A 25,239-nucleotide genomic window follows, 5' to 3' on the forward strand; every position below is an offset into this window, starting at 1 on the left:
AAGTAGAGTACTTAATGAGCACAAGCCGTAGGCGCAGTGCGAATTTAGTACGAACTTTGTTCCGAGGAACTTAATGAGAGGACACGATAGTGTCATCGAATTTAGTAATTCGGAACCCCTTCGTCTTAGGCTCATTTCTGTATGGTCCCTTGATAACTCAACAGTAAAACACATCTTGTTTCTCTACTTTTTCCTTAGAAAGGAGGTGATCCAGCCGCACCTTCCGATACGGCTACCTTGTTACGACTTCACCCCAGTCATCGGTCCCGCCTTCGGCAGCTCCTCCCTTGCGGTTAGGTCACTGACTTCGGGCGTTACTGACTCCCATGGTGTGACGGGCGGTGTGTACAAGACCCGGGAACGTATTCACCGCGGCATTCTGATCCGCGATTACTAGCGATTCCAGCTTCGTGTAGTCGGGTTGCAGACTACAGTCCGAACTGGGACGTTATTTTTGGGATNATCTCTCCTGTTTTTCTTTTTTTGATCTGGCGCCCACCTGCTCTCCCACACCGTCTCCAGTGCAGTACCATCGGCCGATTGGGTCTTAACCGTCGTGTTCGGGATGGGAACGGGTGTGTCCCCCAACCGCATCGGCACCAGAAATCTTTTAGCTTGATAGCTAAACAGTAAAACACATCTTGTTTCTCTACTTTTTCCTTAGAAAGGAGGTGATCCAGCCGCACCTTCCGATACGGCTACCTTGTTACGACTTCACCCCAGTCATCGGTCCCGCCTTCGGCAGCTCCTTCCTTGCGGTTAGGTCACTGACTTCGGGCGTTACTGACTCCCATGGTGTGACGGGCGGTGTGTACAAGACCCGGGAACGTATTCACCGCGGCATTCTGATCCGCGATTACTAGCGATTCCAGCTTCGTGTAGTCGGGTTGCAGACTACAGTCCGAACTGGGACGTTATTTTTGGGATTTGCCCACCCTCGCAGGTTCGCTTCCCTTTGTTTACGCCATTGTAGCACGTGTGTAGCCCAAATCATAAGGGGCATGATGATTTGACGTCATCCCCGCCTTCCTCCAGGTTATCCCTGGCAGTCTCCNGCGTTACTCACCCGTCCGCCACTAGAATTAAATTAAATCGACCGAAGTTTCAATAAAGTAATTCCCGTTCGACTTGCATGTGTTAAGCACGCCGCCAGCGTTCATCCTGAGCCAGGATCAAACTCTCTGATAAAATGTTTGATTCGTTTACTCAAGACAACCGTTTGGCTATCTCTCGTTTTTACTGCTTTTGGTTTGTTTAAACCGTTCTTTAAATGTAAAGAAATTTTCGAGAATCGTATGTGTTTCACTGTTTAGTTATCAAGGTTTGTTGTGTCTGTCTCTCAGACAGCTCGTTTATTTTATCTCATCTCTTTTTGTTTGTCAAGCACTTTTTTAAGTTTTTTTCAAACATTTTTGAGTTAAGATTTTGTTGTCGTTTCGTTGACGACTTGGATACTTTATCATATCTTCTGTCTTTTGTCAACTGTGAATTTCATTTTTCTGAAATTCTTTTTAATTGTTTGCTTTTCAAAAACAATTATTTGCGACAGCTCAGTTATAATACCACTGGGAGTTATGCTTGTCAACCATAAATTTCAATTTTTTTAGATTTTCCTGGAAGTTTATCTTTATAGGACAATTTTTTATTCTTATTTGTAATTTTAGGATTATCTTTATTGTTGTTTATTGTGTTGTTTATCGTGTTGTTTTTTAATAATAAGTCTCTTCGCTGGATGGCGCTATGCCGGTCGCATTTTCAATGCGGGAATATGCAGGGGGAAGGCCATCTCAGAGTTCCGTAGCCCGAAGGCCCTCCCCCTGCACCCCCACCCTCTTGGGCACGGAAGGAGTTCTGCGTTGTTGTGTGTGCTGCGTTGTTGACTTTTGTCTGTATGCTGCGGTACTCAGAATGGAACGTTGTGCCGATCTGGTTTCTGTATTCTTCGGTACTTATGGTGGTACGCTGTGCCGATCTGGATTCTGGATTCTTTGATGTTTTCGTTAATGTTTGCTTCTGTCCCATACTCTGGCTTTTTCCTGTCGGCTGGAAGCGTCAGCCAGAGGAAGGTGGCATCGCTCCGGGCTGCTGCGGAGGAGGGGTGATTACTACTTGGGCTGCGGGAGACGGCGTTATTGCGGCAGGGTCTGCTGTCTGAGCCGGAGGCGAGTTCTGGCCCTGCCGCAATGCTTTTAGCCGTCTCACGGAGCCCTAGTAGTATCCCCCCGACGGAGTCCCTGCCCGGTGCGATGCCACCTTCCTCTGGCGTTCCTCAACCACATCCACCTCTCAAAACCTCAAAAACATCCCCGACTGCATCCACTCCCGGAGCGATGCCACCTTCCTCTGGCGTCCCTCTCCATCCTTCTCACAACACCTCAAAAGCATCCCCGACTGCATCCACCGAGCGATGCCACCTTCCTCTGGCGTCCCTCGACCACATCCATACACACAAAAAAAGCCCAGCATCTTCATATTCCAAAGACACCGGACTCCCATCAGTCATATATAAGCTGGAAATGAGACTCGAACTCACGACCCCTTCATTACGAGTGAAGTGCTCTACCGACTGAGCTATTCCAGCTTGTGCTAAACACAACTGATATTATACCGTATTTTACAAAAAATGCAAGCACTTTTTCCTACAATCCACTTAAATCCTCACCACCCCAATCACCCCCAAACATATTCCCATTTAATTCACAAACCATCACTCATCCCCGGAAGCCCCCTTCCTGCGAGAAGCCACCCGTTTCACAACCTTTACCGCATCCTTTACAGCCACAGATTTTTCAACCACCTTCATTTTCGCCTTATCCATACGCTTTCCCCTGCTTTTCCCCACAGTCTTTTTCACATTTCCTTTCTTCACAGAGCTTTTCTTCACATCCCCCTTCTCCGGTGTACACCCAAATACCGCCACACCATAAGCCGGAAGCTTCAGCTTCAAAGAAAATTCCCTGTTATCACACTCCATATGAATAGCCGCTTTCGCCCGTGCGTTCACCACACCCTGTCCGCCAAACTTTTCACTGTCACTGTTGAAAATTTCCTTATATTTCCCCGCAAAAGGCACACCAACCCGGTAACTGTCATAAGATACCGGTGAAAAATTACACACCGCAAGAATCGTTTCTTCCTGCTTTTCCGTCTTACGAAGAAACGCAACCACATTCTCATCATAGCTGGTAAACTGGATCCACTCAAACCCATCCGAATTACCATCCATTGCATACAACGCCGGATGATTCCTGTAAAGTTCATTCAGATCATGCAGATACGCCCTCATTTCCGGCCCCACATCCCCATCCGGCGCAGTCATCTTCACACCCGGATGAAGCATCAGATAGCCATACGCAGCACGCAGCTGAGCATCCTTCTGCCTTGAAGATCCCGGAAGCTTCTCCAGAAACTCTTTTAACGTACCCACATCTCTCTTCCCCAGAGTCAGTACATAATGCTCACTATATGCATACATCATGGAAAGCGTCAGCTGATCATAATAATTTCGTCTGTCCAAAGGCTCTGCTTCCAGGTAAGAGAGAAGATCCTTTGTCCAGCCACCACTCCATTTATAGTCAAACCCCAGATGATCATTCTCCACACTGTCTGTAAGCTGCGGCCATAAACCATCCTCCTGTGCGATCAGAAGAATCCCCGGATACTGCTTCTTCACAATAGAATTCAGATGCTTCAGAAACTCCATTGCCTGAAGGTTCTCATTGGAACTATAAAGATTAGCCGTCCACTGTCCCGCCTCTCTTCCAAAATCCAGATACAGCATCGCATCTACATCATCCATCCGAAATCCGTCCACATGAAATTCATCCAGCCAGAAAAACGCATTGGAAATAAGAAAATCTTTGACCATAGGACTTCCGTAATTATAAAGCATGGTGCCCCACATCGGATGAACGGCCATAGCCGGATCCTGTACTTCATAAAGAGGAGTTCCGTCAAATTTCTCAAGCCCTGCATCAAACCGCGGAAACTGAGCCGGTGTCCAGTCCAGGATCACGCCAATCCCTGCCTGATGAAGATCCTCCACCAGTGTCCGGAAATCTGCCGCAGTCCCAAAACGGGTAGTCACAGCATAATACGCAGACGTAGAATATCCTCCTGAACTTCGGTCAAGATACTCCATCACCGGATGAAATTCTACATGCGTATAACCGGTTTCCTTCAGAAACTCCACCAGTTCACCACTGTTTTTCCACTCTGTTACATCCGTTTCATAAATAGAAACCGGAACTTCACGGCTGGCAAACCTTTCACGTTCCTTCATCCACGCTTCATCCTGCCATAAAAAATCCCCCAGCTCTGTTACAACAGAAATCACAGACGGCGCTCCCTGGGTTCCATTTCCGTAAGGATCAGACTTCCGCTGTACATTGCCGCCTTTGATCTTGATCTCATACTGGTAAGAGGCCCCTGCCTGTACACCTGGAACAAAAATCTCAAAAATTCCGGACATTGGCATCCGATGCATCGGAAGACGCCTTCCATCCCACCTGTCAAAATCACCGACCACACTGACACGGATTGCATTGGGTGCCCAGACAGCAAAATATGTTCCTTCTACCTCGCCACAGGTCCCCGGATGCGCTCCCAGCTTCTCATATGCCTTGTAATAGACACCGGCACAAAAAGCTCGTTCCTCCTCTTCCGTGATCTGGCATGGACATTCATACGCATCGTAAAAAGTCTCTTTCCTGCTTCCTCTTATCACACGGAAACGATATTCCGGAATCCTTTTCAGCGGAAGCATTACAGCATAATAACCAGCCTCATCTTCCAGGATCATCGGATAACTCTTTTCCCCTACAACAACCTCTGCAGCATCCGCTCCCGGAAAAAATCCCTGGATCAGAACGCCATCCTCTGTTACCCTTGGCTGCATCACATCACGAGGTGATGCCTCCTCCCCATAAACGATCGCCTCGATCCGGGGCCAATCCATATATTCATACGCTTTATCAGCCATAATCGTCTCCTCCATCATATTTGTTGTTTTATAGACTAAGTTTACCACCATTTTACAGAAAAATAAAGATAACAGTTCTAATCTTCGCAAAAAGCACCACAAGTAACCGGTAACAGAACAGAAAATAATTCGATTTGGTCCTTCCCAAAATCATGTGTAACGATTATAATATGAAGCAGAATATGAAACAAATAACTTATCAGGAGGAATCATCAATGGAAAACAGACAGTATGATGTAACAGCTCTCGGCGAGCTTCTGATCGACTTCACAGAAAACGGTGACAGTTCCCAAGGAAACCCTACTTTCGAGGCAAACCCGGGCGGAGCTCCCTGTAACGTTCTTGCCATGCTGAACCGTCTTGGCAAAAAAACTGCATTTATCGGAAAGGTCGGAAACGACATGTTCGGCAAGCAGCTGAAGGCTGCCGTAGAAGAATGCGGCATTGATACCAGAAATCTTGTCATGGACGATGAAATTCACACTACCCTTGCTTTTGTACATACTTACCCGGACGGAGACCGTGATTTTTCTTTCTACCGTAATCCAGGTGCAGATATGATGCTGACAAAGGATGAGGTAGATGCCGATCTGATCCGCAATTCCAGGATCTTCCATTTCGGCACGCTTTCTTCCACACATGAGGGTGTCCGTGAAGCAACCCGCTATGCTCTTGACGTGGCAAAAGAAGCCGGATGCATCATCACCTTTGACCCGAACTTACGCCCTCCACTCTGGAAGGATCTGAACGATGCCCGCAAAGAGATCGAATACGGCATGGAACGCTGTGATGTACTGAAGATTTCTGATAATGAAGTGGAATTTCTTTTTGACACAACAGATTATGATAAGGGTGCTGCCCTTATCGAAGAAAAATATCATATCCCGCTTGTGCTGATCACAATGGGAAAAGACGGAAGCCGCGCTTATTATCGCGGACGGAAGGTCGAGGCTGCTCCTTTCCTTCAGGAAAAAACCATTGAAACCACCGGTGCAGGAGACACCTTCTGTGCAAGCACCCTGAATTATGTGCTGGAACACGGTCTTGAGGATCTCACTGACGAAAATCTCGCAGAGCTTCTTACTTTTGCAAATGCAGCAGCTTCTCTCATCACAACAAAGAAGGGAGCACTCCGCGTAATGCCTGAAAGAGATGAAGTTCTTGACTTCATCGCATCCCGCAAGTAGTGTATGTTTTTCTTTTATTGAATTATTTTTTTGTTTATTGGCTTTGAAAAGCTGAGAAAACACCGCAGGGGGAGAAAGCACTCAAAGTTACGAAGCCCGTTTTTCTCCCCCTGCACCCCCTCTTTCCGGGCACGTACCGCAGAAACGACGCTTCGCGCCTATCCGCCAATTGTTGTGTATTCTTCATATTTTCCCTATTATATCATATATTTTTATTAATATCTTATCGTATAAAAATTTACAACCAATATCATTACGCATATTATATTTGCACATTATATTTGTATTTGATATATTTACATTTAATATATTTGCATTTAATATATTTGCATTTGATATATTTGCATTTAATATATTTGCATTTGATATATTTGCATTTGATATATTTGCATTTGATATATTTGCATTTGATATATTTGCATTTGATATATTTGCATTTGATATATTTGCATTTGATATATTTACATTTGATCATTTGATATATTTGAATTTGATATATTTACATTTGATCATTTGATATATTTGAATTTGATCATTTGATATATCTGCATTTGATATATTTACCGCTCAAATTCACTTCTATATTATTCCAAAAAATCCGCAGATGTGCCCCGCACATCGAGACCTACCAACGCCCTCCCACCCTCACTCTCGGCTCAACCTTCCACATCCAATACCGTCACATACCTACAACGGCCTCAAGACTTTTTCCCTCTCAACAACCCCTTCAGGCCGTTCTCCTCCATCGGCTCAACCTTTCGTTCCCAGCACCGTCGCATACAGACACAAGTCAACAAAACTCCCGTCCTCCACAACCAAGCACTCCTAAAAAAAGCCCGAGGGGTGTGCAGAGGGGCCGCGGCTTTGCGGCCCCTTTGCGGTTTTCCTTTTTTCCTCAAAAAAATACTGTGCGCCATTCGCCAAAAAAGCAAACGCCACACAGTATTTAAAAAAAAGTATTTCTAACCTCTTGTTACTTTACTTAACAACACGCACCCTGTACATTCCCTCAATCTCCTTGAGTTCATCTAACGCCTTAGCAGACGCCGCACTCTCAAGATCTATAAGAGTATAAGCAAACTCCCCTTTACTCTTATTCGTCATATCCGCAATATTCAATCCCTCAGATCCAAGGATCTTGGTAACCTGACTGATCATATTCGGTGTGTTGCTGTGCGCAAGAGAGATTCTTCCAACAGCCACACAGGTACCCATATCACAGTTCGGATAATTAACTGAATTTTTGATATTACCATTCTCAAGGTAATCGCGGATCTCCTTTACAGCCATCTCTGCACAGTTTTCTTCAGATTCCTCTGTAGACGCACCAAGATGCGGAGTTACCAGAATACCCTCACGTCCTGCAACTGTCTCATTTGCAAAGTCAGTTACATACTTCTTAACCTTGCCACTCTCAACAGCCTCGATCAGCGCATCCTCATCAACAAGAAGATCTCTTGCAAAATTCAGAAGAACTACGCCGTCCTTCATCTTATCGAAAGCTTCTTTGTTGATCATCTTCTTAGTGCTGTCAAGAAGCGGCACATGAATGGTGATATAATCGCACTGGCTGTAGATCTCATCCAGGCTCTTGCTGTGCTTGATGGTTCTGGACAGGTTCCATGCTGCATCAATAGAAAGATATGGGTCATAGCCATATACCTCCATGCCAAGACCGCATGCTGCGTTTGCCACCATGGCTCCAATGGCTCCAAGACCGATGATACCAAGCTTTTTGCCGCTGATCTCGCATCCTGCGAACTGTTTTTTCTGCTTCTCGGCAAGCTTGCCGATGTGCTCTTTATCTTTCTCCTGTGCAACCCACTCGATACCTCCTACGATATCTCTGGATGCAAGGAGCATACCTGCAAGTACCAGCTCTTTTACGCCGTTTGCGTTAGCTCCAGGCGTGTTGAATACAACAACACCCTTCTCTGCATACTCCTTAACCGGAATATTATTGACGCCTGCACCTGCACGTGCAACTGCACAAACGCTCTTCGGCAGCTCCATGTCGTGCATTTTTGCACTTCTTACAAGGATTGCGTCACACTGGTCAGCGGTCTCTGTTTTTTTATAATTATCGCCAAAAAGTTTCAGACCTTTTTCAGCGATCGGATTCAGGCAATGATACTGGAACATTATGCATTCTCCTCCTCGAATTTTTTCATGAATGCAACCAGTGCCTCTACGCCGGCCTTTGGCATGGCATTGTAGATGCTGGCACGCATTCCGCCAACAGTACGGTGTCCTTTCAGGTTTACAAGTCCTGCTTCAGTTGCCTCTTTAACAAACTTGGCATCCATTTCCTTGTCACCGGTTACGAACGGTACATTCATAAGGGATCTGTCTTCCGGAACTACAGTTCCTTTGAACAGCTTGCTGGAATCCAGGTAATCATAAAGGATTTTTGCTTTTTCCTCATTGCGCTGCTTCATCACTTCCAGACCGCCCATCTTCTTCAGCCATTTGAATACTTTTCCGCATACATAGATGCAGTAAGCATTCGGCGTATTGTAAAGAGAGCCTGCGTCTGCATGTGTCTTATAAGTAAGCATGGTTGGGGTTCCCGGAAGAACATCCTCTGTGATCAGGTCCTCACGGATGATCACGATAACCATGCCTGCCGGTCCGATGTTCTTCTGAACACCGCCATAGATAATACCATATTTGCTTACATCCACCGGCTCAGACAGGAAGCAGGAGGATACATCTGCTACCAGAGTCTTACCTTTTGTGTTTGGAAGTTTTTTGAATTTTGTGCCGTAAATGGTGTTGTTCTCACAGATGTATACGTAGTCTGCATCCGGGCTGATCGGCAGATCACTGCAGTCCGGGATATAGCTGAAGGTTTTATCTTCAGAAGAGGCGATCTTGTTTGCTTTTCCGTATTTCTGAGCTTCCTGATAAGCTTTTTTTGCCCACTGTCCTGTTACGATATAATCTGCGACCTTGTTTTTCATAAGGTTCATCGGGATCATGGCAAACTGCTGGGATGCTCCTCCCTGAAGGAAAAGTACCTTGTAGTTATCCGGAATGTTCATAAGCTCGCGAAGATCTTTCTCTGCAGTATCAATGATCTCCTGAAAAGCTGCACTTCTGTGGCTCATTTCCATAACAGACATTCCTGTGCCGTTATAATCCATCATCTCATCCGCTACTTCTTTGAGTACTTCCTCTGGAAGCACTGCCGGTCCGGCAGAAAAATTATACACTCTACTCATGTTTCTTCATATCCTCCTCGTCAAATACATCATCAAGGTTCGCACCAGCCGGTACCATCGGGAACACACTCAGATCCTGATCGATCCAGCAATCCAGAACGACAGGTCCCTCTGCTGCCAGTGCCATCTTAAGTGCAGGCTCCACATCCTCCATCTTTGTCACACGAATGGCTTTTGCACCCAGCGCCTCTGATAATTTCACAAAATCAACGGCGTCATCCAGTACTGTGGAAGAGTATCTCTTTCCATAGAAGAGCGTCTGCCACTGACGCACCATTCCCAGTACATGATTGTTCATAACAATCTGGATCAGCTGTCTGCCACAGCGTGCAGCTGTTGCCAGCTCATTCATATTCATACGGAAGCATCCGTCACCTGCTATATTTACAACTGTTTTTTCCGGTCTGCCCATCTTCGCGCCAATTGCAGCGCCAAGGCCGTAGCCCATGGTTCCAAGGCCACCGGAAGTAAGAAGAGTTCTCGGCTCTTTGTATTTATAATACTGCGCCGCCCACATCTGATGCTGTCCAACATCTGTGGAGATGATCGCATCACCGTTGGTCAACTCATAAAGCTTCTCTATAATATACGGACCTGTAAGCTGTGTGTGATCATAATTCAGCGGATATTTTGATTTCAATTCCTGGATATGTGCGATCCACTCCGGATGTTCTTTCTTCGGAATTTCCTCCAGAAGGCGTTTCAGCACTTCCTTCACATCACCGATCACACTGGCATCCACTTTGATATTTTTATTGATCTCCGCAGCATCCACATCAATCTGAAGGATTTTTGCATTATGCGCAAAAGTTTTGGTATTTCCTGTTACACGGTCACTAAAGCGTGCACCGAGAACAATAAGAAGATCGCACTCTGTTACGCCAAGATCGGAAGTCTTGGTTCCGTGCATACCTACCATACCTGTATAGAGAGGATCTTCTCCCGGGAAGGTACCCTTGCCCATCAGAGTATCGCAGACAGGAGCCTGGATCCTGCGAGCCAGCTCACGTACTTCCTGGTCAGCACCGGAGATCACACATCCGCCGCCAACAAAAATAAACGGTTTCTCTGCCTCTCTGATCATTTCCAGTGCCTGATCAATATCTTCTTTACGGATACTTTTGATCTCACGGTTAACCGTAGCCGGATGGCATGGCTCATATTCATATTTCATTCCTGTGATATCCTTCGGGACATCCACAAGCACCGGGCCGGGTCTTCCGCTTTTTGCAATATAAAATGCTCTTCTTAACGTATCTGCAAGATCTTCGATATTCTTTACGATGAAACTGTATTTTGTTACAGGCATTACGATACCTGCGATATCAACCTCCTGGAAAGAATCTCTTCCCAGGAGTGGTCTTCCTACGTTTGCAGTAATGGCTACCATCGGTACGGAATCCATGTATGCAGTCGCGATCCCTGTTACCAGGTTAGTTGCTCCTGGACCGGAGGTTGCCAGGCAGACACCCACCTTTCCAGTCGCTCTTGCATAACCGTCAGCAGCATGGGATGCACCCTGCTCGTGGGAGGTCAGTACATGTGTGATCTCATCTTTGTATTCATATAAGGCATCGTAAACATTCAGGATCGCGCCGCCCGGATATCCAAATACGGTATCAACGCCCTGTTCCTTCAGACATTCTACGATGATCTCTGCACCTGTAAGCTGCATATCTTTCGTTCCTCCTTATTTTGCTTTCGGTACTTCCAGGATCGCACCACGGTTTCCGGATGTTACCATGGAAGCGTATCTTGCCAGATATCCGGTTGTCACCTTCGGCTCTCTTGGCTGCCATTTTTCTCTTCTAGCCTGCATCTCTTCATCTGAAACCTTGATCTCCAGTTTCAGCTCCGGAATATTGATGCTGATGATATCGCCTTCCTCAACCAGTGCGATCGGGCCGCCTACTGCTGCCTCCGGTGATACGTGTCCGATAGCGGCTCCTCTGGATGCACCACTGAAACGTCCGTCGGTGATCAGGGCTACGGAAGAACCAAGTCCCATTCCCACAATAGCAGATGTAGGATTCAGCATCTCTCGCATTCCAGGACCACCCTTTGGTCCCTCGTAGCGGATAACCACAACATCTCCCTCTACGATCTTACCGCCCTTGATGGCAACAATTGCGTCATCCTCGCTGTCAAATACACGTGCAGGACCTTCATGTACCAGCATCTCCGGTACAACTGCAGAACGTTTTACAACACCACCATCCGGTGCAAGGTTTCCTTTCAGTACGGCAAGTCCGCCTGTCTTTGTATACGGATTGTCGATCGGGCGGATAACATCCGGATTCAGGTTTACACAGTTTTTGATATTCTCACCTACTGTTTTTCCGGTTACTGTCATACACTCTGTATGGAGAAGTCCCAGCTTGTTCAGCTCATTCATGACCGCATAGACACCACCGGCCTCATTAAGATCTTCCATGTAGGTCGGGCCTGCCGGTGCAAGGTGGCAAAGGTTCGGGGTCTTCTCACTGATCTCATTTGCAAAGCTGATATCAAAATCCATTCCGATCTCATGTGCGATAGCCGGAAGATGAAGCATACTGTTTGTGGAGCATCCAAGTGCCATATCTACTGTAAGTGCATTTAAAACTGCCTCTTTTGTCATAATGTCTCTTGGGCGGATGTTCCTTCTGTACATTTCCATTACCTGCATTCCTGCATGCTTTGCAAGACGGATACGTTCAGAGTATACTGCCGGGATGGTACCGTTTCCTTTCAGTCCCATACCGAGAACCTCTGTCAGGCAGTTCATGCTGTTCGCAGTGTACATACCGGAACATGATCCGCAGGTCGGGCAGGTTTTGTTCTCGAATTCTTCCAGATCATCTGCTGTGATGGTTCCTGCTGCATAGGATCCTACTGCCTCAAACATACTGGAAAGACTGGTTTTGTGCCCTTTTACATGGCCGGCAAGCATCGGACCGCCGCTTACGAATACAGTAGGAACGTTGATCCTTGCCGCTGCCATCAGAAGACCAGGTACGTTTTTGTCACAGTTGGGAACCATGACCAGAGCATCAAACTGATGAGCCAGTGCCATGGCCTCTGTGGAATCTGCGATCAGGTCACGTGTTACAAGGGAATATTTCATTCCAACGTGTCCCATTGCGATTCCGTCACATACTGCGATCGCCGGAAATACAACCGGTGTGCCGCCAGCCATTGCAACGCCGAGCTTTACAGCATTTACAATTTTGTCAAGGTTCATATGTCCCGGTACGATCTCGTTATAAGAGCTTACGATTCCTACCAGTGGTTTGTCCATTTCTTCCTTTGTCATTCCAAGGGCATTGAACAGGGAACGATGTGGTGCCTGCTGTGTGCCTTTTCTTACGGTATCACTTTTCATTTTTAAGGTCTCTCCTTTTTATTCTTTACGATAGGATCCGGTATCTGTTTATAGACTTCCTCTTCCAGGTACCGGTTTTTTCTGTTCTGTTTCGTTTTCTTCTCTCTGTCCCGCTTTATTTATGCAATGGCATCTGCGATCAGATCGCCCATCTCTTTGGTTCCGACAAGCTTGCATCCGTCAGACATGATATCTCCTGTTCTGTAACCCTCTGTAAGAACCTTCTGTACTGCTGTTTCCACAGCATCTGCTTCTTTATCAAGATCCAGAGAATATCTCAGCATCATAGCAGCGGAAAGAATGGTTGCGATGGGGTTTGCCTTGTTCTGGCCTGCGATATCCGGTGCAGAACCATGGCTCGGCTCATAGAGACCAAGCTTTGTCTCATTTAAGCTTGCGGAGGAAAGCATTCCGATAGAACCGGTCACCATACTTGCCTCATCAGAGAGGATATCTCCGAACATGTTTTCTGTAAGGATAACATCAAACTGCTTCGGATCACGTACCAGCTGCATTGCACAGTTATCAACCAGCATATGCTCCAGTGTTACATCCGGATAGTCCTTTGCCACATCCTCTACTACACTTCTCCAGAGTCTGGAAGAATCAAGAACATTGGCTTTATCTACACTTGTAACCTTATTTCTTCTCTTACGTGCGATCTCAAATGCCTTAATGGCAATACGGCGGATCTCATTCTCATTATAAGAAAGAGTATCTACTGCTGTGCGGACTCCGTTCTCCTCAGTAGTCTTTCTTGCTCCGAAATAAAGACCTCCTGTAAGCTCTCTTACGATGATCATGTCAAAACCATCTCCGATGATCTCATCACGGAGCGGGCATGCATCACGAAGCTCATTGTAAAGATAAGCCGGACGAAGGTTTGCAAACAGGTTCAGCGCCTTACGTATCGCAAGAAGACCTGCCTCCGGGCGTTTGGACGGCTCCAGCTTGTACCACGGGGATGTCTTGGCATCGCCGCCAATGGAACCCATCAGTACTGCATCAGAAGCTTTTGCCTGGGCAATGGCTTCCTCTGTAAGAGGTACTCCGTGAGCATCAATGGATGCCCCTCCTAAAAGAACCTCTGTGTATGAAAATTTATGACTGTATTTCTCACATACTCTGTCTAAAACTTTTTTGGCCTCGGCAACAATCTCCGGACCGATTCCGTCTCCCGGAATCAGGGCAATCTTGTACTCCATTTTATTCACTCCTCCGATTTCCCCTGTGCTGTAAAATTTTAACGCACTGGTGTGGATAATTGTTATTATCATAACGCACTTTTCGACGGATTTCAACCTATTAAATAGATAAAGTTATTTCCGGAATGCAAAAAATAAACGGCAATTCCCTGTTTCTGCCGCCACAGAGACATACTTTCGCACACAGAAAAAAGAAAAACTGCCTACCATTCCGGTACAGCAGTCTTTCTTTTTTTATCATATTCTGTTTTTCCTGATGATCTTCTCAGAATTTCCCGCTGGAACCACCGAAGGTATCACCGGAAGATGAGGTATGGGTGCTGGAACCACCGCTATTATCCTCATTTTTCGGTTTTGCGGATTTTGATACCGTACTGTAGAGGTAAAAATCATTACTTCTGGTCACATTCATACTGCCCTGCCGCACATAAGAAGCCGCCCGATCCTGTTTTCGCACAGTTTTCAGCTTTCTTCTCATATTTCCGGTCACCAGTAATCCTGCCACAAGCCCCACAGCAAGAGCGATCAGCAGGTTTATCCCAACCGCAAAAGGCTCATCTGGAAGGTTTTCCACATCGTATGGCTCTGCCTCATCTGCCTGCGTGATAAAATCATCGCATTCCGTGGCAAACTTATGAAACGCTTCGTTATAATCACCGTCACTTAAATAAGGCTTCACCTGATCCATGATGTAGGACTGTCCGGCATCCGTAAACACTTCTATCGCATATCCGTGTGTTGCAATGGCCCAGTTACGGTCTCCCATATCCAACAGGAATAAAATACCGTCACCATTTTCCCCCTGTCCATATCCATGGTCAATAAAATAATCCTCCGCATACGCCTGGGCTGTTTTTCCCTCAAGACTGTTAACGGTAACGACCACAACATCTACCTGATCTCGCTCACTGATCTCATCCAGAGTACTGCTCAGGCTCTCCTGCTGCTCTGCATCCAGAAGGCCCGCCTGGTCATCCAGACGGCTTACGGTGCCTGCCCATACTGGAAAAGCACATGCCAGACACAAAAAGATCGATATCAAAAATACAGATATTCTTTTTTTCATGGCATCCACCTCCCTACAAAGCCCAGATCAGATACAGGATAATATAAGTGATCACACCCACGACCCCCGTTGTTCCCAGGAACCATCGTGCAAAAGCGTTCTTATCTGTAGGCAGATTTCCCACAAATTTCCCTGTCTGACCATTCATAGCAAATATGTAATTATCACCCTTCCACTTCGTCTGCAGGATCCATACGGGATATAACGCATATTTCGTTGTCCCGTTATGAAGCCGGATACTGGTATTCTCCGGTACCACACTGGCGTATCCTCTCACCGTATCCCGGAATGCAGCCTCTGTGCTGCGGCGGATACGCTCATTGGCACGTTCCTCACACTCGCTGGCTGTCACATCATATTTATCTGCAAAATATCCAGCCAGATACGCAGTCTGAAAATCCACCGCTTCTTTGAAATCAAAAGGCTCTATAGACTCCATCAGATCATTTTCCATGCTGGCAGAGCCATCCACCGGTACATGATCAAAACCAAGAGAACCACTTCTGTGTACTGCATAATAGCTGGTCTCCGTATAATCATAATCACTATCGCTCCAGAACCGGGTCTTTGTTGCACGGTAACGGATATCTGCGTCTGCGTCTGTGTCATACAGCCAAAACGGAACGTAGATACCCTTAACCTCGCTGATATGATTCTCCGACTTAAACGCTTTCGGCAGAAGCCTCTTACCGGTAAGATGCTTTTTCAGCCTCTCCTTTGCCGCTTTCTTGTCCAGCTTAAACGGGATCACATAATCCGGCTTCAGTGCACCGGACAGCTGCCCGGTCATTACCACCGGACTTCCGCAAAACGGGCAGGCCGTTGCTGCCGTGTTGGCATCTCCCACGATCTCACCGCCACAGGACTTGCACACATAGGTACGCAGCCCCTCACTCTCCCCGTCCTGCCACTCACTGCCGGCCTCATCCGACCAGCTCATATCCTCAGGCTGCTCTTCCTCCACAGTCTGGGCATATTCCGATAACGTCCCGACATCAAACTCCGTATCACAAAACGGACACTTCATCTTCTGCACAGAACTGTCAAACTCTATAGAGCCACCACAGCACGGACACTTAAACTCCTGCATCTTCGCCATATATTCACCTCACTTCATCATTCTGTATCCAACAACCGGCAGGAGTTACCTTGCATTTTGCTCCTGACCATCTCTCTTTCTGATCTATACTGCATCCTCCGGTCCGAACGGATCACCGCACTCCGGGCAGAATTTCGGTGGATTCTCCGGATCTGCCGGTTCCCATCCGCACCTGCTGCAGCGATACTGCATCTTCTTCTCCGGTTTCTTCGCTCCGCAGTTCATACAGAACTTGCCTTTATTCACCGTACCGCAGGAACAGGTCCAGCTGTCCTCCACCGGACGCGATGCACCACACTCCGGACAGAATTTCCCCGAAGAAACCGCACCACAACTGCAGGTCCAGGAACCAGCCGCAGCCCCTGCTCCGTTCCCTGCCGGCGAAACCGGCCGCGCTGCCTGCTGCTGTACACTCTGCTGCTGCGCCTGTTGCTTCTGGCCCATCTCAAACAACTGCTGCGCATTCAGACCACCTGCATTAGCAGCCATACCCATGCCCATAAAACCAGTCATAGCCCCTGCTGAATTAGAAGCCGCAGCCTTCATAGCATCCGCCTGGGCCCCGGTCAGAGTAGCCGCAGCCATAGCAGGATCACGCATCATAGCCGTACGCTGAGCCTGCTTGATCATCTCGGCATCCTCATCCGGCAATGTCACAGAACCAAGTGCCACACTGACCACCTTAAGCCCACGAAGCTCCTCCCACTTGGCAGAAAGCACCTCATTCATGGCATTCTCCAGCTCCGTATTATGAGTCACGATCTGATTCGGACGCAACTCCAGCTCCGAAAGCCTTCCGAAAGCAGGCTGCAGCGCACTGATAAACTCCGCCTTCAGCTGTCCGTCCAGCTCCTCTCTGGTATACTCCCGCTCCACATTTCCACACACATTCGTATAAAAAAGAAGGGGATCCGCGATCCTGTAGGAATAAACACCATGACACCTCACAGCCACATCCACATCCAGCCCGATCCTAGAATCCACAACCCGGAACGGGATCGGATTAGCAGTACCAAACTTGTTATCCACAAGCTCCTTGGTATTAAAATAATACACCCTCTGATCCTTACCCGTATCACCGCCAAAAGCAAACCTCTTCCCGATCGTATCAAAGGTCTTCCTGATTCCGTCACCCAGACTACCTGAAAAAATACTCGGCTCCGTAGAAGCATCATACGTATACTCTCCCGGATCCGCACAAACCTCAACAACCTTTCCCTGCTCCACGATCATCATACACTGACCATCCGCCACAGCGATCCCGCTGCCGCTGGAAATGATATTATCACTCCCATGTTTATTGGAAGACCTGGAAGAAGACCTCTTCGTCCCCTTCACAACCATCACTTCTTTATCCATAGCCTCACAGTAAAAAAACTCCTTCCACTGATCCGCCAACGTACCACCCGCTGCACCCACAGCCGCTCTGATAAGACCCATAAATCCAACCCCTTTCTGAAAATTCATTCTTATTTACAATTTTACGATATTCCAAAGCCATCGTCACTCTCATTTCTGATAGTAACATCATTATTACACGAATTTTATCAAAAATCCACTTATTTCTATACAATATTACAATTGTCATATTCCCATCACATCCACAATTGTAGGCATATCCACACAGTCCATCCGCGCTGGCATCAAAGGCTATTCTAGGCACATCCACACAGTCCATCTGCGCTGGCATCAAAGGCTATTCTCCCATCACATCCGCAATTCTAGGCACATCCGCAATCCAGGCTGACAGCGCAGCGCCTCAGCCGTCCCCCCAATCAAACACAAACTCAGCCATTGCAGTCGTCCAACGCAACGCTGACGACCCACAACCAACCGTCAAACGACACTATTTCTCACCGGAAGCACCAGCCGGGGAAGGGGATGCTGGATGGCTCTGCTTCTGCAGGAGGGGAGCTGATTCTTGGACGGCGGGAATCTGCGTTGTTTTTCAAAAGTTCGCTGTCTGAGCGGCAGCAGGCCGCGAGTTCGGACTTTTTAAAAACGCTTTTAGCAGATTTCCGGCGTCCTAGAAGCCAGCCCCCGACGAAGCCGCAGACCAGCCAGCATCCCCTTCCCCGGCGTCCCTTCATCCGTTCGTTCGTCCGTTCGTCCACATACAAATACAAAAAAAGACACCACGTCACAAAAAACGCAGTGCCTCTCTCATATTCAAGTTATTGCGAAAAAAGCATCAAGCAGAAGCCTGATCAGCCTTCTCAACCTCAGCAATCGCCTGCTTCCTCATAGGAATACGGCAATTCTTATTATTACCAAACTCAACAATAACATCTTCCTCAGTCATATCAATAACAACACCATAAAAACCACTGGTAGTAACAACACTGTCACCAACCTCCATGCTGTTCAACATAGTCTGAGTTCTCTTCTGCTCCTTCTTCTGCGGACGGATCATCATAAAATACATAATTCCAAACAGAACTACGATCCAGACAATACCAAGACCCGCGCTAAGTCCGCCAGCTGCCGCTGTAGATGATGCGATCATTTCAAATTCCTCCTGCTAAAAACAAATAATCTGCGGTACCCCCGCCGTTACTGACCTCTAAAAGTGTCACTTCGTACTATCATACACAAAAACCAAAAAACCTTCAAGAGTTTTCTTATAAAATCAAAGTAATTTACACAAATTTTATAAATAAAACTTACCGGTTCCCGTTGATCCTGCCTTCCTCAAAGCCTTCCAGACGCATCTTCTTATAAGCCGCAAAATTCCCTGCATCCAGCGCATCCCGGATCTCTTCCATCATATGATTATAGAAATACAGATTATGCAGAACACAAAGCCTCATGCCAAGCATCTCCTTCGCCTTCAGAAGATGACGGATATACGCTCTGCTGTAATGACGGCAGGTCGGGCACTGGCACTCCTCATCGATCGGTTTGGAATCCAGCTCATACTTTGCATTAAAAAGATTCATCTTGCCATGGTTGGTATACACGTGACCATGACGGCCGTTACGGCTGGGATATACACAGTCAAAAAAGTCAATACCACGCTCAACCCCCTCCAGGATATTGGCCGGGGTACCAACCCCCATAAGATACGTCGGCTTGTTCTGCGGCAAATGCGGAACCACCTCATCCAGGATCCTGTACATCTCCTCATGACTTTCACCAACTGCAAGGCCGCCCACTGCATAGCCGTCCAGATCCATCTCCGCGATAGCCTGGGCATGCTCAATACGGATATCTTCATAAACAGCCCCCTGGTTAATGCCAAAAAGAAGCTGGTTCTTGTTAATGGTATCCGGCAGACTGTTCAGACGAGCCATCTCATCCTTGCATCTTTTAAGCCAGCGTGTTGTACGCGCTACCGATTTCTGTACATAATCCCTGTCTGCCACACTGCTTGGGCACTCATCAAAGGCCATTGCAATGGTAGAAGCCAGATTTGACTGGATCTGCATGCTCTGCTCCGGTCCCATAAAAATCTTATGACCATCGATATGAGAGTTAAAATACACGCCCTCTTCCTTGATCTTACGAAGCTTCGCCAGCGAAAACACCTGGAATCCGCCGGAATCGGTAAGGATCGGTCTGTCCCAGTTCATAAATTCATGAAGACCTCCCAGCTGCTTTACCACCTTGTCTCCAGGGCGCACATGAAGATGATAGGTATTGGACAGCTCTACCTGTGTACCGATCTCATGAAGATCCACAGTGGAAACTGCACCTTTAATTGCCGCAATTGTTCCTACATTCATAAAAACAGGAGTCTGGATCGTTCCGTGGACCGTCTTAAACTCGCCCCTTTTCGCTCTTCCTTCTGTTGTGATCAGTTTATATTCTGCCATTTCATTTCCCTTCTAAAAACATTTTAAAGTTGTCTCTGCCCGGCATCTGCGTCGCAGATACAGCCATAACCAGCTGTCGATGCAAATATCTTTCAAAACTTTTAGTCAATATCATAACACATTTTTTTCTTTACGGCTACTGATTGTTAAACTTTTACATTGCCATTTTTTAAACGATATCGTATAATATAGAATATTCGCTTAAAAATCCTTTATAATAAGAAGAAACAACTCCCATCTGACAGAAATGTCAGAGTCGGGCAACCCCTGTATAGATACAACGAGGAGGAAATCAATTTTTTATGAAGAAACACACACTTGGAATTGACATTGGTTCCACCACTGTTAAGATTGCGATCTTAGACGAAAACGATACGCTTGTCTTCTCCGACTATGAGAGACATTTTGCAAATATCCAGGAAACCCTTGCAGATCTTCTTCAGAAAGCTGAGGATCAGCTTGGTGAACTGACACTCTGTCCGGTCATTACAGGTTCCGGCGGACTGACACTTGCCAATCATCTGGAAGTACCTTTTGTACAGGAGGTTATCGCCGTATCCACTTCCCTGCAGAAGCTGGCACCAAAGACGGATGTTGCTATCGAGCTTGGAGGCGAGGATGCCAAGATCATCTATTTCGAAAACGGAAATGTAGAGCAGCGTATGAATGGCATCTGTGCCGGCGGTACCGGTTCCTTCATTGACCAGATGGCATCTCTGCTCCAGACCGATGCACCAGGTCTTAATGAATACGCCAAACATTACAAGGCACTTTATCCCATTGCGGCACGCTGCGGTGTTTTCGCAAAAACAGATATCCAGCCACTGATCAACGACGGAGCAACTAAGGAAGACCTTTCTGCCTCCATTTTCCAGGCAGTTGTCAACCAGACCATCTCCGGTCTTGCCTGCGGTAAACCGATCCGCGGACATGTTGCCTTCCTTGGCGGGCCTCTTCACTTCCTTTCTGAGCTGAAGACTGCTTTTATCCGAACCCTGAAGCTGGATGATGAACATATTATCGCACCGGACAACTCTCATCTGTTCGCAGCCATCGGCTCCGCCCTGAATGCAAAGCAGGATGTTACCGTTTCCCTGACTGAACTGAAGGAACGCATGCGGACTACCATCAAGCTGGATTTTGAGGTAGAACGTATGGAGCCGCTTTTTGCCACAGAGGACGACTACCAGGCTTTCCATGACCGTCAGAGTGCCTACAGGGTAAAAACCGGAGATCTTTCCACCTATAAGGGAAAATGCTTCCTGGGGATCGACGCCGGCTCTACCACAACAAAAACCGCGCTGGTAAGCGAAGACGGAACTCTTCTTTATTCCTTCTACAGCAGTAACAACGGAAACCCGCTGAAAACCACCATCAATTCCATCAAGGAGATTTACAGCCTTCTTCCGGAAGATGCAGAAATTGCTTTTTCCTGCTCCACCGGTTACGGCGAAGCCCTGATCAAAGCGGCACTTCTTCTTGACGAAGGTGAAGTCGAAACCGTTTCCCATTATTACGCAGCTGCTTTCTTTGATCCTGAAGTAGACTGCATCCTGGATATCGGCGGTCAGGATATGAAATGTATCAAGATCCGTAACCAGACGGTTGACAGTGTACAGCTCAACGAAGCATGTTCCTCAGGCTGCGGTTCCTTTATCGAAACCTTTGCAAAATCTCTGAACTACACAGTACAGGACTTTGCAAAAGCAGCTCTTTTTGCAAAACATCCCATTGATCTTGGAACACGCTGTACTGTATTTATGAATTCCAAAGTTAAGCAAGCCCAGAAGGAAGGCGCTGAGGTTTCCGATATCTCCGCTGGTCTTGCCTACTCCGTTATCAAAAACGCCCTCTACAAGGTTATCAAGGTTTCCGATGCTTCCGAGCTTGGCAAGCATATCGTTGTACAGGGTGGTACCTTCTATAATGACGCAGTTCTCCGCAGCTTTGAGAAGATTGCCAACTGCCAGGCCATCCGCCCGGATATCGCCGGGATCATGGGTGCTTTCGGTGCTGCTCTGATCGCAAGGGAGCGCTATCAGGAGGGTGAAAAAACCTCCATGCTTTCCATCGATCAGATCAACAGCCTCCAGTACACCACCTCCATGGCAAACTGCCGCGGATGTACCAACAACTGCCGTCTGACCATCAACAAATTCTCCGGCGGCCGTAAATACATCAGCGGAAACCGCTGTGAGCGCGGACTTGGAAAGGAAAAGAACAAGGATCATATCCCGAACCTTTTCGATTACAAATATAAGAGGCTCTTTTCCTATGAACCACTTTCCGCAGATAAGGCTACCCGTGGACAGGTTGGTATCCCACGTGTTCTGAACATGTTTGAAAATTACCCGTTCTGGTATACCTTCTTTACAGAGCTGAAATACCAGGTGGTACTTTCTCCTACTTCCACACGTAAGATCTACGAGCTGGGTATCGAATCCATCCCAAGTGAATCCGAATGCTACCCGGCCAAGCTTGCTCACGGACATGTCACATGGCTGATCCGTAACGGTGTGAAATTTATCTTCTACCCATGCATCCCTTACGAACGCAACGAGTTCCCGGATGCGGTCAACCATTATAACTGCCCGATCGTTACTTCCTATGCGGAAAATATCAAGAACAATGTGGACGAGCTCAGTGATCCATCCATCACCTTCCGCAACCCGTTCCTGGCATTTACTTCCGAGGATATCCTGACAAACCGCCTTGTGGAAGAATTCCAGGATATTCCTGCTGCCGAGGTCAAAGCTGCTGCCCATAAGGCCTGGGAAGAACTTGCAGCCGTACATATGGATATCCAGAAAAAGGGTGAAGAAACCCTGCAGTACCTGAAAGAAACCGGCCGCCGCGGAATCGTTCTTGCAGGCCGTCCATACCATATTGATCCGGAAATCCACCACGGTATCCCAGATATGATCAACAGCTACGGAATCGCCGTATTTACCGAAGACTCCGTTGCACACCTTGGACATCTGGAGCGTCCCATCCGTGTCAACGACCAGTGGATGTATCACTCCCGTCTCTACTCTGCCGCAAATTTTGTAAAAACAAGAGAGGATCTGGATCTGATCCAGCTGAATTCCTTCGGATGCGGACTTGATGCCGTTACCACCGATGAGGTTTATGAGATCCTGGATGGAAGTGACAAGATCTACACCTGCCTGAAGATCGATGAGGTCAACAACCTGGGTGCGGCAAGGATCCGTATCCGTTCCCTGATCGCTGCTATCCGTGCAAAACAGGCACAGAATAAAAAAAGGAACATCAAGCCGGCTTCCATCGAGAAGATATCCTTTACCAAGCAGATGCGTAAGGAGTACACCATTCTCTGCCCGCAGATGTCTCCATTCCACTTCGGAATCTTTGAGGCTGCTTTTAAGGCATCCGGCTATAACCTGGAAGTCCTCCCCAACGACAACAAGCATGCTGTTGATGTGGGCCTTAAATATGTAAACAACGATGCCTGCTATCCGTCCCTGATGGTTGTGGGACAGATCATGGATGCTCTTCTTTCCGGCAAATATGACCTGAACAAAACTGCAGTCATCATGTCTCAGACAGGCGGCGGCTGCCGTGCCTCCAACTATATCGCATTCATCCGCCGCGCCCTGAAAAAAGCCGGTATGGAGCAGATTCCGGTTATCTCCCTCAACTTAAGCGGACTGGAGAGCAACCCTGGCTTTAAGCTGACACTGCCGCTGATCAGGCGCATCGTTTACAGTGCCGTATTCGGTGATATCCTGATGAAATGCGTATATCGCATGCGTCCTTACGAGCTGGAAAAGGGTATCGTAAACCGCAAGCACAAGATCTGGGAGCAGCGCGTCATTGCCTTCGTAACAGGCAGCAGCGTCAGCCATGGTACCTTCAAAAAAATGTGCCGTGAGATGGTCCATGATTTTGATACGATCCCGATCTCCGATGAGAAAAAGCCTCGCGTTGGTATCGTAGGTGAGATCCTTGTCAAGTTCCTGCCTGCTGCCAACAACCACCTGGCAGATCTTCTGGAGGCAGAAGGGGCAGAACCGGTTGTTCCGGATCTTATCGACTTTATCTGCTACTGCTTCTACAACCAGAATTTCAAGGTTGAAAAGCTTGGATTCAAGAAATCCAAGGCAACCATCGCAAATCTTGGCCTCAGAGCCATCGACTGGCTGAGAAAAACAGCAAATGAGGCCCTGGAGCAGAGCCGCCACTTTACACCGGCCGCAGATATCCGTGATCTTGCAAAAATGGCTGCGCCCATCGTTTCTGCCGGAAATCAGACCGGTGAAGGATGGTTCCTGACCGGAGAGATGATGGAACTCATCCACGGCGGTATCCCGAACATCGTCTGCATCCAGCCTTTTGGATGCCTGCCGAACCACATCGTAGGAAAAGGTGTCATCAAGGAAGTTCGCCGTGAGCATCCGGAAGCCAACATTGTTGCCATCGACTACGATCCAGGTGCCAGCGAAGTAAATCAGCTGAACAGGATCAAGCTTATGCTTTCCACAGCACAGAAGAATCTGCATAAAGACGATAAAAAAGACGCATAACAAGAAATGCAGGTTACAAACATCTTTTTCCCAAAAAACAAATTCAAAGCTGCACAGCCGCAGGATCCCTGCCGGCTGTGCAGCTCTTTTTATTTCAGATATGATTCCTGTCAGACAGATTTTTTCTCTGATCCATCACTCTTCACAGGAAGCTTTGCACGGAGCATCAAAGCTCGGGTTAAAGGCATAGAAATTTTTGGCATCCAGCTGCTCCTGCACGGATCTCAGTGCTTCACCGAAACGCTGGAAATGGACTACCTCTCTTGCCCGAAGGAAACGGATGGGATCTGCAACCTCCGGGATATTTTTCACCACCCGGAGGATATTATCGTAGGTGGAGCGTGCCTTCTGTTCTGCTGCCAGATCTTCAAACAGATCCGTGATCGGATCACCCTTACTCTGGAATTCGCAGGCATTAAAGGGCACTCCACCTGCAGCCTGCGGCCAGATTCCCACCGTGTGGTCAATATAATACGGCCCAAGTCCGCTGTTCTCGATTTCTTCCATAGAAAGATCCTTTGTCAGCTGATGGACAATGGTGGATACGATTTCCAAATGCGCCAGTTCTTCTGTTCCCACATCATTGAGCACTGCCGCGACCATCCGGTTCGGTGCGGTAAAACGCTGGGAAAGATACCGCATGGAAGCTCCTATTTCTCCGTCCGGCCCACCTGAGTACAATAACAGATAATTTAACTTTCCGAATGATGATACAATCTGTCCGGCAGTGGGTACCTGCCGGACTTTTTCTACA

The 25,239-nt window shown here is 47.4% G+C and carries 15 protein-coding genes, 1 tRNA gene, 1 rRNA gene and 2 other annotated features; of the genes, 2 read left to right on the plus strand and 15 right to left on the minus strand.

The window, feature by feature from the left end; all coding sequences use genetic code 11:
- Window positions 1-486: 486 nt before the first annotated feature.
- From rrf to glgB, 3 genes are all read right to left on the minus strand, one after another.
- Window positions 487-604 (minus strand): 5S ribosomal RNA (rrf, locus tag BN3261_RS07930).
- A 73-nt stretch (window positions 605-677) separates the two neighbouring features.
- Window positions 678-810, minus strand: a sequence feature (16S ribosomal RNA rRNA prediction is too short).
- A 62-nt stretch (window positions 811-872) separates the two neighbouring features.
- Window positions 873-969: a sequence feature (16S ribosomal RNA rRNA prediction is too short), on the minus strand.
- Between the two features lie 1,539 nt (window positions 970-2,508).
- Window positions 2,509-2,581: transfer RNA gene (locus BN3261_RS07940), tRNA-Thr, on the minus strand.
- Window positions 2,582-2,707: 126 nt separating this feature from the next.
- Window positions 2,708-4,981, minus strand: a complete 2,274-nt coding sequence (gene glgB / locus BN3261_RS07945; RefSeq protein ID WP_059085943.1) for a 1,4-alpha-glucan branching enzyme — start codon at window positions 4,979-4,981, stop codon at window positions 2,708-2,710.
- 215 nt (window positions 4,982-5,196) lie between these two features.
- Here glgB and BN3261_RS07950 point away from each other — a divergent pair, with 215 nt between their 5' ends.
- On the plus strand, window positions 5,197-6,168 hold the full coding sequence (locus tag BN3261_RS07950) for a carbohydrate kinase family protein (RefSeq protein ID WP_022427213.1): 972 nt from the start codon (window positions 5,197-5,199) through the stop codon (window positions 6,166-6,168).
- A gap of 183 nt (window positions 6,169-6,351) precedes the next feature.
- Here BN3261_RS07950 and BN3261_RS18390 read toward each other — a convergent pair whose 3' ends face one another.
- From BN3261_RS18390 to tgt, 11 genes are all read right to left on the minus strand, one after another.
- A complete protein-coding gene (locus BN3261_RS18390; RefSeq protein ID WP_110925778.1) occupies window positions 6,352-6,627 on the minus strand; it encodes a pentapeptide repeat-containing protein in 276 nt (91 codons plus the stop codon).
- A 519-nt stretch (window positions 6,628-7,146) separates the two neighbouring features.
- A complete protein-coding gene (locus BN3261_RS07960) occupies window positions 7,147-8,310 on the minus strand; it encodes a phosphoglycerate dehydrogenase (protein WP_021651414.1) in 1,164 nt (387 codons plus the stop codon).
- Window positions 8,310-9,392 (minus strand): 3-phosphoserine/phosphohydroxythreonine transaminase, encoded by a 1,083-nt coding sequence (serC, locus tag BN3261_RS07965; protein WP_015527147.1) that lies wholly within the window; start codon window positions 9,390-9,392, stop codon window positions 8,310-8,312. Before serC ends, BN3261_RS07960 begins: the two co-directional genes overlap by 1 nt.
- Entirely contained in the window at window positions 9,385-11,067 is a 1,683-nt protein-coding gene (gene ilvB / locus BN3261_RS07970) for a biosynthetic-type acetolactate synthase large subunit (protein WP_015527148.1), read from the minus strand. Before ilvB ends, serC begins: the two co-directional genes overlap by 8 nt.
- Before the next feature lie 15 nt (window positions 11,068-11,082).
- Window positions 11,083-12,756 carry a dihydroxy-acid dehydratase gene (gene ilvD, locus BN3261_RS07975; RefSeq protein ID WP_015527149.1) on the minus strand — a complete coding sequence of 558 codons (1,674 nt, stop codon included), beginning with the start codon at window positions 12,754-12,756 and terminating at the stop codon, window positions 11,083-11,085.
- 119 nt (window positions 12,757-12,875) lie between these two features.
- Window positions 12,876-13,961 carry a 3-isopropylmalate dehydrogenase gene (gene leuB, locus BN3261_RS07980; RefSeq protein WP_015527150.1) on the minus strand — a complete coding sequence of 362 codons (1,086 nt, stop codon included), beginning with the start codon at window positions 13,959-13,961 and terminating at the stop codon, window positions 12,876-12,878.
- 265 nt (window positions 13,962-14,226) lie between these two features.
- On the minus strand, window positions 14,227-15,027 hold the full coding sequence (locus tag BN3261_RS07985; RefSeq protein ID WP_110925779.1) for a TPM domain-containing protein: 801 nt from the start codon (window positions 15,025-15,027) through the stop codon (window positions 14,227-14,229).
- Window positions 15,028-15,040: 13 nt separating this feature from the next.
- Entirely contained in the window at window positions 15,041-16,126 is a 1,086-nt protein-coding gene (locus tag BN3261_RS07990) for a TFIIB-type zinc ribbon-containing protein (protein ID WP_022426084.1), read from the minus strand.
- An 84-nt stretch (window positions 16,127-16,210) separates the two neighbouring features.
- Window positions 16,211-17,566 carry an SPFH domain-containing protein gene (locus tag BN3261_RS07995; RefSeq protein ID WP_059085945.1) on the minus strand — a complete coding sequence of 452 codons (1,356 nt, stop codon included), beginning with the start codon at window positions 17,564-17,566 and terminating at the stop codon, window positions 16,211-16,213.
- A gap of 751 nt (window positions 17,567-18,317) precedes the next feature.
- Window positions 18,318-18,632: a preprotein translocase subunit YajC gene (yajC, locus tag BN3261_RS08005; RefSeq protein WP_015527154.1), complete on the minus strand. Its 315-nt coding sequence runs from the start codon at window positions 18,630-18,632 to the stop codon at window positions 18,318-18,320.
- 157 nt (window positions 18,633-18,789) lie between these two features.
- On the minus strand, window positions 18,790-19,941 hold the full coding sequence (gene tgt, locus BN3261_RS08010) for a tRNA guanosine(34) transglycosylase Tgt (protein WP_015527155.1): 1,152 nt from the start codon (window positions 19,939-19,941) through the stop codon (window positions 18,790-18,792).
- Window positions 19,942-20,243: 302 nt separating this feature from the next.
- On the opposite strand from tgt, the gene BN3261_RS08015 reads away from it, so the two are divergent.
- Window positions 20,244-24,485, plus strand: a complete 4,242-nt coding sequence (locus tag BN3261_RS08015; protein WP_059085947.1) for a 2-hydroxyacyl-CoA dehydratase — start codon at window positions 20,244-20,246, stop codon at window positions 24,483-24,485.
- Window positions 24,486-24,620: 135 nt separating this feature from the next.
- Here the strand turns inward: BN3261_RS08015 and BN3261_RS08020 are convergent, their stop codons facing one another.
- Window positions 24,621-25,202: a manganese catalase family protein gene (locus BN3261_RS08020; RefSeq protein ID WP_059085948.1), complete on the minus strand. Its 582-nt coding sequence runs from the start codon at window positions 25,200-25,202 to the stop codon at window positions 24,621-24,623.
- Window positions 25,203-25,239 lie beyond the last annotated feature (37 nt).

It is taken from the genome of Blautia massiliensis (ex Durand et al. 2017) (assembly GCF_001487165.1).
GTDB classification, from domain to species: domain Bacteria; phylum Bacillota; class Clostridia; order Lachnospirales; family Lachnospiraceae; genus Blautia_A; species Blautia_A fusiformis.